Here is a 12,770-nt window from a genome sequence, read left to right on the forward strand (position 1 = left end):
AAGTTTCTTATTTCTCTCAAAAACAGAAGTTTATACTTCTCCATTGCGAAACTTTCAACCTCTCGTATCCGTGTTTCCCCGATGGACCAATTGCTACAAATTCGACAACCCGTGGCCGCCGAGTTGGAGCATTTCGATCTCCTCTTCGATGAAGTCCTCACGCATGAAGAAGATTTCATGAGTAAGGCCTTGGCCTATGTGCGCAGCCGAAAGGGCAAAATGATGCGTCCCATTCTCGTGTTGCTTTTGGCCAAGGAATGGGGCGAAATCGGCATGCCCACTTTGCGCAGTGCCGTCACCCTCGAATTGCTCCACACCTCCTCGCTCATTCACGACGACGTGGTCGATGAAAGCAACGAGCGTCGGGGGCAAGCCAGTCTTCATGCCTTGTATAGCAATAAGATAGCCGTTTTGCTTGGCGACTACCTGTTGGCACAAACCCTCAGACAGTCGGCACAAACGGGCAATCTGTCGGTGGTCGATGCCGTGGCGCGTCTCGGATCGACCCTTTCGGAAGGAGAGATTTTGCAGTTGTCCAATGTCGGCAACGAGGAGTTTTCGGAAGCGGCTTATTACACCATTATTCGTCGAAAAACGGCAGCTCTCTTTGAGGCCTGCGGCGAATTGGCGGCGGTTTCGATGGAGGCCGATGACGATTTCACACGGCGTGTTCGCACTTTCGGCGATATTGTCGGCACATGTTTTCAAATTCGCGACGACATTTTTGATTACTACGACGATCCCGCGATAGGGAAACCCAGAGGAAACGACATGGCAGAGGGAAAACTCACCCTTCCCCTCATTTATGCGCTCAACCAAACGGCCGACCCAAAAGCTGCCGAACTCGCACGAAAAGTGAAGCAAGGAAAGGCCACGCCCGATGAAATTGCCTTCCTCATTGCGTTTGCCAAGGAAAACGGCGGCATCGACTACGCCGAACGCCGCATGAATGAATTGCGCGATGAGGCTTTTGCGCTCATTGCCGATTTTAGAAACGCTGCCGTCAAAACCGCTTTGCAGCAATACATCGACTTTGTGATAGGACGCGCCCATTGAGGCGCGTTTTACTTTTTTCGAGCTGCTTGTGTTGGAGAGCGGATAGAGAGTGTGGGAGAGTGTGGGGGACGAAGAGAAACTTGTGTTACAGCTATTTGCTTCAAAAAATACCGAAGCCTTGAACGAAGCATTCACTCCTGCCATGGTTGCGGAAAAACTTACCTCAGAGATAGAAATTTCTTCCTCAGAGGTAGAAAAAACGGGCTCAGAGGTAGATTTTCGGCCGTTTCATCTGATATTTTTTTCGAGGGTGCGCGGAGAGATGGAAACGCCTTCCGACAGTCGAAAGTCGGATGTTGAAAATGGAGCATTGCGTTCTGTGGCGTCTTCATCTTTATGCCGGGCATTGATTTGAAGGAGCATTGCCAACGGATAAATGGTCGAAAAACGGCATTTGGCGATGTTTTGCTTTCCTCGAAGCACCGTTCTGCTTTGTGCAAAAGAAAACGCGCAGCGTGGCCTGAAAAGCCGCGTTGCGCGTTTGTTGTGTGTAAAGGGAGGCTTAATACTTCGTTCCGCTTCCGGAGAAGGGAGTGATGTCTTCTCCCAAAATGGCCGAGGCCAAGAGGTTGGCCAAACGGCTCGTGCCGATGCGGAAATGACCGTCCTTGCAGAATTCTTCGCCAAGCACTTCGGCCACAATGGTGTAGAAGTCTACGGCTTCGTCTACCGTTTTGATGCCGCCGGCGGCCTTGAAACCTACAAGGCGACCCGTCTTTTCGTGATATTCCTTGATGGCGTTACACATCACATAGGCCGCTTCGGGAGTGGCGGCAACGGCTACTTTTCCGGTTGAGGTCTTGATGAAATCCGCTCCGGCATACATCGAGAGGATAGAGGCCTTTTTGATTTCGGAGGCGGTTTTCAGTTCGCCGGTTTCGAGGATAACTTTGAGGGCGCGATCGCCGCAAACGTCTTTGAGTTCGGCAATTTCGTCGGCACAAGTCTCATAGTCGCCGCTTTGGAACGTGCCCACGGAGAGCACCATGTCGATTTCGTCGGCACCGTCGGCCAAAGCAAGTGAAGTTTCCACGGTTTTCACTTCGAGGAATGTTTGCGAAGCGGGGAAACCACCGCTCACGCAGGCCACTTTCACGCCGTCGGCTTCGAGGCTTTGGCTCACGGTGGAGGCAAAGTTGGGATAAACGCAGATGGTGGCGAGGGGAGGAAGGTCGGGGTGAGCATCGCTCCAACGGTTCACGTTTTCGGTGAACTGCAACACGCTTTCCTGCGAGTCGGTCACGGTGAGCGTGGTCAGCTCAACGGTGCTGAGAAGGGTTTTGAGCACTTCGGGCGTGTTGTATTTCTCACGATTTTCGGCCACAATCTTGCGAACGGCTGCGCTCACCTGCGCATCGTCGAGGTTCATGTCGTACAAAGCAAACGTTTGTTCGTACTTGTCTGTTTGGTGGAGTTCACCTTGATGTTGTTCTGACATAATCATTAGTCGTCCGTCGGCCTGCCCCCGTGTGCCGTCTTGCTGTGGCAATGGCTCGGAAAAGTCGGCGGATGGTTAAACGGATTTATAGTAGCAAAACCTGCCCTCCCCACGGGGGAGTTGAGAGGGTAGGGGATGAGAAAATGCGAAACGCTTTACTCTTTGTTGCGCGTGTCCATGCAGATCGTGACAGGACCGTCGTTGAGAAGATCTACCTGCATGTCGGCACCGAAACGGCCGGTGGCCACGGGCTTTCCGAGCGATTGGCCGAGGGTTTTCACAAATGCTTCGTAGAGCGGAACGGATATGTCGGGCGGCGCGGCGCGAGTATAGCCGGGGCGATTGCCTTTTTTATAAGAAGCCATGAGCGTGAATTGGCTCACGACGAGCACTTCTCCATCGATGTCGGCAACACTGCGGTTCATCACCCCTTGGTCGTCGTCGAAAATGCGAAGCGCGACGACTTTTTTGACTAACCAATCTATATCTTCTTGATTATCTGTGTTTTCTATTCCGAGAAGGATAAGAAGACCTTGGTTGATTTGGCTGAAAATTTGGCCGCCGATGCTGACGCCGGCATGGCGAACGCGTTGAATGACGATTCTCATTGTTGCAAAGTTAGTCTTTTTCTTTGAAATCCGGATGAATCTGCATAAAAAAGTGATTTCCTCTCGCCTTGCCCAACACCTTCTGAATTTGTTCGAGTGTGGCTTCTTTAATGCGTTTTACGCTGCCAAACTCTTTGAGCAATGACGCTTTCGACTTTTCGCCGATGCCGCTGATGTTGTCCAGTTCGGAAGAAAGTTGGCGTTTTGAACGCTTGTCGCGGTGAAAGCTGATGGCGAAGCGGTGTACTTCGTCCTGCATTTGTGTGAGTAGTTTGAAGAGGAGCGTGTCGGGACGTACGGCCACCGACGTGTACGACGCTCCGAAGAGCATCTCCCGTGTGCGGTGCTTCCCGTCTTTCACCAAACCTGCAATCGGGATCGACAAACCCAGCTTCTCGACCACAATGCTCCGTATGGCCTCCATTTGTCCTTTACCGCCGTCGGCAATGATGAGGTCGGGCAGTGGGGCTTCTTCGGCCACAAGGCGGCTGTATCTGCGCTCCACCACTTCTCGCATCGAAGCGTAGTCGTCGGCTCCCACCACGGATTTGATGTTGAATTTACGGTATTGTTTTTTTGCCGGTTTCAGTTTTTCAAACACCACGCAGGCTGCCACGGCGTCTTCTCCCGATATGTTTGAGTTGTCGAACAGCTCGATGTGCATCGGCAGGGAGGGTAGGGCGAGTTGGGTTTGAATTTCTTTCATCAACCTCACTTGCTTTTGCTCCGGATTGAGCTTTTCGGCCTGTTTGAGGCGGTCAAACTTAAATTGCCTGACATTCTGCCGCGATAGGTCGAGCAGGGTTTTCTTGCCTCCCATTTGCGGTATGGTCTGTCGGGCGTATTCTTCGGGTAACTCCACGGGAAAAGGCAGCACCAGCTCTTTGGATTGAGAGTCGAAGCGTTTGCGCATTTCCACGATGCCGAGTGCCAGAAGCTCGTCGTCGGTTTCATCGAGCTTCTTTTTAAATTCAAATGTGAACGATTGGGTGATTGCACCGTTTACCACGTGTAGAAAATTGATGTATGCGTTTTTTTCGTCGCTTTCCATAGAGAAAACGTCGATGTCGTAGTTCACGTTCGACACTACTTCCGATTTTGCACGGAAATTCTCGATCAATTCATACTTCTTTTTGAGTACATGTGCCTCCTCGAAACGCATTTCTTCCGACAAAAGCTCCATTTCTTCGCGCAGTTTTCGTGCAACTTCGCGTGTGTTGCCTTTCAAAATCTCCCGACAAGCCTCGATGTTGTTCAAATAATCTTCTCGAGATTGCTTCCCACAGCAGGGAGCGGCACATTTTCGGATGTGATAGTCCAAACAAACCTCGTATTTCCCCGATTTTACCCCTTCTTCCGTCATTGGTTGCCGACACGGCCGCGGATGATAAAGTCTTTGACACAGCTCCAATAGGGCGTGCATGGTGGGCAAATGGCTGTATGGGCCATAGTAGGTCGCGCCTTTTCGATCGATTTTTCGAGTGCTGAACACTCTCGGCAGATATTCCTTCGTAATGGCGATTGACGGATAGGTCTTGTCGTCTTTCAACAATACGTTATAGCGCGGTTTGTATTGCTTGATGAGCGAATTTTCCAAAAGTAGGGCGTCTTCCTCCGAATTGACCACGGTGTAGGTGATGTTTCGTATTTTCGAGACCAATACACGCGTTTTTCCGCTTTGTCGGTCTTTGTTGAAATAGGAAGCCACGCGGCGTTTCAAATTCTTAGCCTTTCCCACGTAGATAATGCTCCCCGTTTCGTCATAGTATTGGTAGCTCCCCGGAAGTTCGGGGAGATTGTTTACGATGCCTTTCAAATGGCTTTCGAGTGCCTTTCTGTCGTTGTCGGTCATGGTCAAGCGAGATGAAATTGGACTTTTGCGTACGGCTGCCAATAGCTATTTCGCGAAGCTGTTGAGTAAAGGTTGCCGAATTGATCGTGCGAAATAAAGAAACGGACGGCAAAATGCTGCCGTCCGTGATGTTGGGAGGCAGAGAGTGGATTTTGATGCTTTCGTGTATGCTCTGCCGTTGCGTCTGTGTCTTAATTGTAAAGCGTGAGGAGGGTGGTAATATCGGCTTTGTTTCCCAAAAACTCGCGTCCTTCCAATCCTTCCATGCGAAGTTCGATGATGAAATTGACGAAAATGTCTTTCACGCCGAATGACTCTACCAAATCAATGGCCGCTTTCATCGAACCGCCGGTTGCGAGCAAGTCGTCGTGAATTAAAACCACGTCTTTCGGTGAAAACGCGTCGGTGTGGATTTCTATGACGTCTTCGCCATATTCTTTGCCATATTTCATTTGGCGTGTGTCGCCCGGAAGTTTTCCGATCTTTCTGCACATCACGAATCCGGCTCCGAGTTCGGCGGCCAAAATTGCGCCCATCACAAAACCGCGGCTTTCGATGCCTACGACCTTTGTGATGCCCTTTTCTTTGTAGATACGCACCATTTCATCGAGCATTTCTCGTATGCAGGTCGGATCTTTGAAAAGCGTGGATACGTCTTTGAATTGGATGCCGGGTTTCGGAAAATCGGGAATGTTTCTCAGATGAGCGAGCAACAATTCTTTTTTCATAAAGTCTTGATATTTTGTTGTGTAATTTGTTTTTGTTTCACGTGGAACGCTTCTTTTCGTTCGTATTCATCGGCCAAGTAGCACGAGAAGTACGGAAATGTCGGACGGAGAAACTCCGGGTATTCGAGAGGCCTGAGCGAGCGTTTCGGGGTTGATGGCTGCGAGTTTTTGGCGTGCTTCGGTGGAGAGTTGCGTCAAGTTTTCGTAGTCGAATTTTCCGATGATTTTGATATTCTCCAAACGCTGCATTTTGTCGGCCAAGGATCGTTCGCGTGTGATGTATCCGTCGTATTTGATGAGTATTTCCGCCGCTTCCATGGTTTCGGCTTTGTCTTCTTGGAGTGCTTGGACTACGGAACGGAAGTTGTTGAGCGTTTCGACAGATTCGTCTTCGATAAAATCCGACAACTGCAATTCGGGGCGGGCGATGAGTTCAAATAATTTTGCACCATGCGCGAGCTTTTTTGAACCTTTGCGTTCGAGCAGAGGATTGATCTCGGAGGGTTTCAGATTCGTGTTTCTTGCCAGCGATAGGATTTGCTCTATGCTTTCTTTTTTGCGATGAAATCTTTGTTTTCTTTCCGCGCAGGCCAAACCGTATTGTTCGGCATAGGGTGTGAGGCGCATGTCGGCATTGTCTTGTCGGAGCAGTATTCTGTATTCTGCGCGCGAAGTAAACATGCGATACGGTTCGTCTACACCTTTATTGACCAAATCGTCGATGAGTACGCCGATATAGGCTTCGTCTCTTCCGAGGGTGAAGCGTTCGTTGCCGTTGCAGTGCAAGGCGGCATTGATGCCTGCGACCACCCCTTGTCCGGCGGCTTCTTCGTAGCCGGTGGTGCCGTTTACTTGTCCGGCAAAGAAAAGACCGCTCATTTTTTTCGATTCCAACGAGTGGTGGAGCTGGGTGGGCGGGAAGAAATCGTATTCTATGGCGTAGCCCGGACGGTAGATTTTCAAATCGCGAAAACACGGCATCTGTTTCAATGCTTCGATTTGAATGTCCATAGGGAGAGAAGACGAAAAACCATTCAGATAAAGCTCGTGTGTGTCGATGCCTTCGGGTTCGAGAAATAGGGGGTGCGATTCTCTTTCTTCAAATGTGACGAGCTTTGTTTCGATGGAAGGGCAGTATCGCGGCCCGATCGAACGAATCTGTCCGTTGTAGAGGGGCGATTCGTCGAGCCCTTTTCGCAAAATGCGATGCACTTCGGGATTGGTGTTGCACGTCCAGCAGGTCAGTTGGGGCAACGGGCGTTCTTGCGAGATGAAAGAAAATCGGTGGAAATCGTTTTCTCCGTGTTGCACCTCCATTTCGTCGAAATGAACAGACCTCGCGTCGATGCGTACGGGAGTTCCCGTTTTCATGCGCAGGTTTTCGATGCCCATGGCGTTGATGGAGGCGGTGAGCAGGGTAGATGCCGGTTCGGCACATCTTCCTCCGGGTATCATTCTCCGTCCGATGTGCATCAGGCCGTTGAGAAATGTTCCGGCCGTGACAATAACGGATTTTGCCGTAAACTCCGCGCCCCACACCGTGCGCAGTCCGGTGACGGCACCGTTTTTGGTGGTGATTTCGGCCACTTCGTCTTGCCAGATGTCGAGGTTGTCGGTGTTTTCCACTCGTTTTCTCCATTCGGCGATGAAGCGTGTGCGGTCGCATTGCGCTCTTGGGCTCCACATGGCAGGGCCTTTGGAGCGGTTGAGCATTCGAAACTGTATGGCCGTGGCATCGGTCACTTGTCCGATGTGGCCGCCCAATGCATCGACCTCTCTGACGATCTGCCCTTTGGCAATGCCGCCAACGGCCGGGTTGCAGCTCATTTGTGCTATTTTGTTCATGTCCATCGTGATGAGCACGGTTTTGGCACCCATGCGTGCCGCTGCGCAGGCGGCCTCACATCCGGCGTGTCCGGCTCCGATGACGATGACGTCGTATGTAAATGTCTGTTCCATAAGGATGCAAATTTAGTGATTTTGCCGCAGACGCAAGTAAAATTAAGAGAGTTTTGGATAGGAGAAAGAAAATCCCCTCGTTGTCTTGAAAAGGCGTCGAGGGGATGAGAAAAGTGTATTTTTCGATGAAACCGAAGTTTTTAGGCATTTTTCGGTTTGAAAGAGGGTCAGAGTCCGAATTTCTCGTTGAGTTCGGGGCAGTCGGAGAGTCGTCCGTTTACAACTGCGACGATGTCGGTTTTGGCACGCACGCAAAGCCGCTCTTGGGCATAAGACGGGTCAGCCTGGGCGCGGACGGGATCGACAACACGCACGATGTCTTGGTGGAAAACGTAGCGCAAACCGCTTTTCTCCATGCTCAAACGCACTTCGAAGTGATCGCGAGGTCGCAAGGAGGTTTTGAAGCGCATTTCGAGATTGGCCACGACCACGTCGATGCCGCGGTTGTGCAATTCGGCAAACTCTATGCCTTTTGTCTCGATGAATTCGTGACGGCAGTGTTCGGTGTAGTGTTGATAGATGGCATTGTTGACAATGCCTTGAATGTCGCATTCGTAGTCGCGAACGCGCATTTTGAGAACAAAAATGGGTTCCATGTATTTATAGTTTTGATGGAGCGTGTCGCAGATATCGGCTGCCGAAACGGCAACGCAGGCAGTCGCGACGATCGCAATAGTGTTGTTGCAAATGGATGAGTGCCTGAGAGTCGGCGGCATGCTGTGCGGAGATGCCGACCTTTTGCCACGCGCGAATGATGTGGTTCTGTTCGGGGCGGATGGCTTCCAACAGTTCAAAGGCTCGTTCCGTGAGCCGTTCGTCTTGGTGGTGCTTGCCGTAGGAGAGGAGCATTGGCGAAACGGCGTTGATGATGAGCAGATCGATGGAACTTTCCGACAATGCGCCGTCGGTCGGGCGTTTGCCGGTGTTCTTTGGTCTTTTTTCGAGGTTCGAGTCTTCGGGTTCGTCGCGTTCTTTGGTCTTTTGCCCGAAGGTGTAGCGGTTGTGCCAATAGGGCAGGGTGTCGGCGTTGAGCAGTCGGAGTATTTCCGGGTGCGAAGCGGTTTCTCTTACTTTCGAAAAATCTAGTTCTCGCGCAGCATAGAGCGCCGACAGTTGTGCCAAACGGCGATAGGGGAAATTTTGAGGTCGAAGTCGGAGAAATTTCCAATTTGTCGATGAAATGGGCGAAATTTGAAATTTCTTTTGCAAAAATCGGTATTCGCTTTGGAGGCGCAGAAAGTGTTTGTCTCGTTGGTCGGCTTTGAGGCTGTCGTCTTCGAGCAAACCGGCTTGCCCCAAGAAAAAGGCTTCTACTTGAAACGGGTTGTCGCGATGTTTTCCGATGTGTTGCGGATCGATCGTGGCCGCCCAAAGTTCGAAAGCATCGGTGTTTTTGCCAAAGCCGAAGGCTCGTGCCAAGGTGATGAAAAACACTCGTTCCCAATCTCCGTTTGTTTCGCGCAACCATCGCTCGATGCGCTCCGTTTTGGCTTCAAGGCGTTCGAGGCTCAATGTGCTCAGCCAATGGTGTACGTGCATCGGTGGAATGGAGGGAATGATGCGGTGGCATGGCGGAAAATCGTCTTCTTTCATCAGTTGGCGGTAGTTTTCGGCCACGTTTTCGGGGATCTGTATTCGGAGTTGCGGGATGACGTTGCCCATTTCGGTTTTCACTTCGCAGTCCATCGTTTCTACCACGTGCAAGACGACGTTGTTGTAGTGGGCGTCGGTGTCGTGTCGATGCCTGAACCAATCGGAAGAACGGAGATGGATTTCTACGTTTCCGACCCACATCTGTCGGTCTATCCGTATTTTGGCGTTGAAGAAATCGGGGCCGGCGTCGTTGTTGTGCAGTCCGGGATCGATGATTTCGACCGGTTTTCCGTCGTCGGTGTACAAACTGCTCTGGGCAAACAAACGATGTTTCCAGACATAGTGAAGAAGGCGTTCCATGGAATGGGGCGTTGGGAATCAGTCTGCAAAGTTATGAAACTTTTTCGAGTCGGGCAAAATGGAATGTTTCTTCCGTGAATTTAGCGAAAAACGGCAGCTGACATTCGTTGAAGTCGGAAAAAGGCGACCGAGGCATGGACGTTTGTCGCTTTTCTACCCTCATTTTTTTGTTTTTGCCGTTTTGCCTCCGCTAAAAGAGGTTTATCAGGAATTTCGAGTGATGGAGGTATAAACGAATACATCTTTTACTTTGTGATCGGAAACGATTTGGTCGGCAAAACTAAGTTGGGAGTAGGGGGAGTCTTTATAGGGTAAAGACACAAAAAAGAAGGAATAGATAAAATAAAAAGAGTTTTGCAGAGACCCCCTTTTTGCACATCGCTTTTCCGAAAACTCAAAAAGGCAGCCAAAAATTTGGTTGCCTTTTCCTTTTTTTTTATCTTTGCACATCGAAAGCCTTATGGTTTTCTCGGACTTGTAGCTCAGTTGGTTAGAGCAACAGACTCATAATCTGGAGGTCCCTGGTTCAAGCCCAGGCTGGTCCACGCTTCTATTCAGCGACTTACGCTTCGGCGTAGGCCGCTGTTTTTTGTTTCTGCTCAACATTCCTCTGTCTTACGGAAAACTTGCGCTGTGGGGCATACATGCACAAAACACCAAGACTTCTGCAACACTCTTTTTATTTTATCTATTCCTTCTTTTTTGTGTCTTTACCCCATGAAGGACGCCTTTGCAAAGGCTCATAAGGACGTCATTCTACGGAATGTGTAAGGGATTTTTATTGTTCGGAAAAACTTCAATCAAAATCCGAATGAGATACTTTTGAAATTTAGATCAGGCATAGATTTTTCTACTCGTTATTCCGTTTGCACTACTCCTTAGGTAAGATGCGTTTCAACCGGTTGAGACATATTCGGACAAGCCGAAGAGAGGATGAAAACATTGGGGATAAAAGAAGCAACTTTCTGCCTCTACCGGGACTTTTTCTTTTTTTATCTACATTATCTACATTTTGTTGCTTAAATTGCAGATATATAGATTGTTGTGAGTGTAGACAATATGGGGAATTAACTACATTCGTTCTTGCAACCTACACACGGCATGGATAAAGGTGTGCAGATGTTCGAAATCACGACTATGTAGGCAGTGTAGGTTTTCGGAAAAACTGTCTACATCTGTTTTAGTCTGTGTATCATTGATTTACCTTCTTTCCATGTATGATGCTAAACCGCCTGCATACACTCGCATATTTCTGAATTTCAGTGATGTAAAAGGTGTAGTGTATGTTTTTCGACTATTTTACGAGATGATGTACTTTCCGAATCAAAGTGCAACAAATAGCCTTATTTTTCATGGTTTATAATCTGAGATCTCTGCAAAATCCCCTTCATAGGGTGAAGATACAAAAAAAGAATTGACAAAATAAACAAAGAAAATAGTTTTGCAGAGGTCTCAATAGATTAAGTAGAAACAGTAAAATATTTACCTGTTAAATTTTGCTCTTGAACTCTTCTATAATAAAACCTTTTTCTTCATCTAAAAGTGCCATAAGCAAAGCAAGAACATCTTCCCTCTTCCCCTTACTATTTAGTAGCAAAGAGTTAAACTCCACCATTTGTTCATAGCTATATGCAGAGGTCTCAATAAGGGGGAAATTGGGCTACGAAAATGCCCTTTTAGAACTAAAAACGTCAAATTCACGGAATTTTCGAAGCAAAATTGTCCAATCCGAGAAAAAGAATGGATAGGACAATTTTAAGAGGCTTTTGCAGAGGCCTCGGAAAATGAGGTGCGCAAACATCAAAAATCGAACAGACCGCATCAAAACCAATAAGTCTTGATGCGGTCTGTTTTGTGCGCTTCAGGATGGGCTTGAACCAACGACCCCCTGATTAACAGTCAGGTGCTCTAACCAACTGAGCTACTGAAGCAGTATCCTTTTTGTTTTGACCGCCAAGGATGAGCGGTTTGCGCTTCAGGATGGGCTTGAACCAACGACCCCCTGATTAACAGTCAGGTGCTCTAACCAACTGAGCTACTGAAGCAGTGTGCAAATGTTTCAAAATCCGAAATAAAAAAGCACGGACTTTTGTTGTTTGCGGTGCAAAAGTAGTATATTATTTTGAATAAAGCACTATCTTTGCAGAAGTTTTTTAGAAAAAAATGACATGAAGAAAATTTTAGGCATTGGCAATGCTCTTGTTGATATGCTCATAAGAATAGACAATGATGTTATTCTCAGTGAGTTGAATCTCCCCAAAGGGGGGATGACGCTCATTGATGAGCAGACGTATGAGGCCATCTGCCTTCGCTTGAAGAATTTTTCTGTCGAACGCAGCACGGGAGGTTCTGCCGGCAATGCCCTGCTCGCCGTGGCGGGTTTGGGCGGCTCTGCGACTTTCATCGGCAAGTTGGGTCGCGATGAAAACGGAGCGTTTTATGCTCGTGAACGCAAAGCGCAAGGGGTGATCCCTATCGAACTGTTTGACGAACATCTGCCTACCGGGGTGGCCATGACCTTTGTGACACCCGACGGACAAAGAACTTTTGCCACCTATCTCGGAGCGGCAGCCGATATGACGGCCGGAGAATTGAAGGAAGAGTGGTTTGCCGCCTGCGATTATTTCTTCATCGAGGGCTATCTCGTGCAAAATCACGAACTCATCGACACGGCCGTGGATATGGCGCGAAAAAGCGGATGCAAAGTGTGTTTGGATCTGGCTTCATGGAACATTGTCGAGGAGGATCGTGATTTTTTTCGATACCTGCTTTCCAAAACCGACATGGTGTTTGCCAACGAGGAGGAGGCTTTGGCGATGACGGGAGAAATCCCGGAGTTGGCCTTGGCTGCTTTGGCCGAACATTGCGAAACGGCCGTTGTGAAACTGGGTTCGGGTGGGGCAACGGGAATGACCGACGGAATGTATGTGCATGTCTCTGCCGAAGAGGTCGGGCGGGTTGTCGATACAACCGGTGCCGGCGACTTTTTTGCCGGAGGGTTTCTGTATCGGCATGCCCTCGGAGCGGATTTGAAAACCTGTTTGCGAGAAGGCACGCGGTGTGCGGGAGCTGTTATTCAGGTGCTCGGCACCAAACTTGACGCTTTGACATGGCAGCGGCTTCGAGGCGATGTCGGGAGCGGTTGCCCATCCGGTGTATTTTGATTTTCCTCTTTT

At 49.2% G+C, this 12,770-nt stretch carries 10 protein-coding genes and 3 tRNA genes; 3 read left to right on the forward strand and 10 right to left on the reverse strand.

What is annotated here, in order from left to right:
• Window positions 1-81 precede the first annotated feature (81 nt).
• The gene (locus EII14_RS00650; protein ID WP_124930641.1) at window positions 82-1,056 is read left to right on the forward strand and encodes a polyprenyl synthetase family protein; all 975 of its coding nucleotides are present in this window, start codon (window positions 82-84) and stop codon (window positions 1,054-1,056) included.
• A 228-nt stretch (window positions 1,057-1,284) separates the two neighbouring features.
• Here EII14_RS00650 and EII14_RS09425 read toward each other — a convergent pair whose 3' ends face one another.
• From EII14_RS09425 to EII14_RS00690, 8 genes are all read right to left on the reverse strand, one after another.
• Window positions 1,285-1,479, reverse strand: coding sequence for a hypothetical protein (locus tag EII14_RS09425; RefSeq protein ID WP_124930642.1), 195 nt, complete (start codon window positions 1,477-1,479; stop codon window positions 1,285-1,287).
• Between the two features lie 79 nt (window positions 1,480-1,558).
• Window positions 1,559-2,494, reverse strand: a complete 936-nt coding sequence (deoC, locus tag EII14_RS00660) for a deoxyribose-phosphate aldolase (RefSeq protein WP_124930643.1) — start codon at window positions 2,492-2,494, stop codon at window positions 1,559-1,561.
• Between the two features lie 155 nt (window positions 2,495-2,649).
• Window positions 2,650-3,102, reverse strand: coding sequence for a D-aminoacyl-tRNA deacylase (dtd, locus tag EII14_RS00665; protein WP_124930644.1), 453 nt, complete (start codon window positions 3,100-3,102; stop codon window positions 2,650-2,652).
• Between the two features lie 10 nt (window positions 3,103-3,112).
• A complete protein-coding gene (gene uvrC, locus EII14_RS00670) occupies window positions 3,113-4,954 on the reverse strand; it encodes an excinuclease ABC subunit UvrC (protein WP_124930645.1) in 1,842 nt (613 codons plus the stop codon).
• 191 nt (window positions 4,955-5,145) lie between these two features.
• A complete protein-coding gene (locus EII14_RS00675; protein WP_124930646.1) occupies window positions 5,146-5,682 on the reverse strand; it encodes an adenine phosphoribosyltransferase in 537 nt (178 codons plus the stop codon).
• A 66-nt stretch (window positions 5,683-5,748) separates the two neighbouring features.
• Window positions 5,749-7,641 (reverse strand): tRNA uridine-5-carboxymethylaminomethyl(34) synthesis enzyme MnmG, encoded by a 1,893-nt coding sequence (gene mnmG / locus EII14_RS00680; protein WP_124930647.1) that lies wholly within the window; start codon window positions 7,639-7,641, stop codon window positions 5,749-5,751.
• A 167-nt stretch (window positions 7,642-7,808) separates the two neighbouring features.
• Window positions 7,809-8,237 (reverse strand): thioesterase family protein, encoded by a 429-nt coding sequence (locus EII14_RS00685; RefSeq protein WP_124930648.1) that lies wholly within the window; start codon window positions 8,235-8,237, stop codon window positions 7,809-7,811.
• A 4-nt stretch (window positions 8,238-8,241) separates the two neighbouring features.
• Complete coding sequence (locus EII14_RS00690) at window positions 8,242-9,594, reverse strand: DUF2851 family protein (RefSeq protein WP_124930649.1); 1,353 nt, start codon at window positions 9,592-9,594, stop codon at window positions 8,242-8,244.
• 471 nt (window positions 9,595-10,065) lie between these two features.
• On the opposite strand from EII14_RS00690, the gene EII14_RS00695 reads away from it, so the two are divergent.
• Window positions 10,066-10,139 (forward strand) — tRNA-Ile (locus tag EII14_RS00695).
• Between the two features lie 1,312 nt (window positions 10,140-11,451).
• Here EII14_RS00695 and EII14_RS00700 read toward each other — a convergent pair.
• Together EII14_RS00700 and EII14_RS00705 are read right to left on the reverse strand one after the other, a co-directional pair.
• Window positions 11,452-11,525, reverse strand: a tRNA-Asn gene (locus EII14_RS00700).
• Window positions 11,526-11,565: 40 nt separating this feature from the next.
• Window positions 11,566-11,639, reverse strand: a tRNA-Asn gene (locus EII14_RS00705).
• A 123-nt stretch (window positions 11,640-11,762) separates the two neighbouring features.
• Here EII14_RS00705 and EII14_RS00710 point away from each other — a divergent pair.
• A complete protein-coding gene (locus tag EII14_RS00710; protein WP_124930650.1) occupies window positions 11,763-12,758 on the forward strand; it encodes an adenosine kinase in 996 nt (331 codons plus the stop codon).
• Window positions 12,759-12,770: the final 12 nt, after the last annotated feature.

It is taken from the genome of Alloprevotella sp. OH1205_COT-284 (assembly GCF_003859795.1).
GTDB lineage: Bacteria > Bacteroidota > Bacteroidia > Bacteroidales > Bacteroidaceae > Alloprevotella.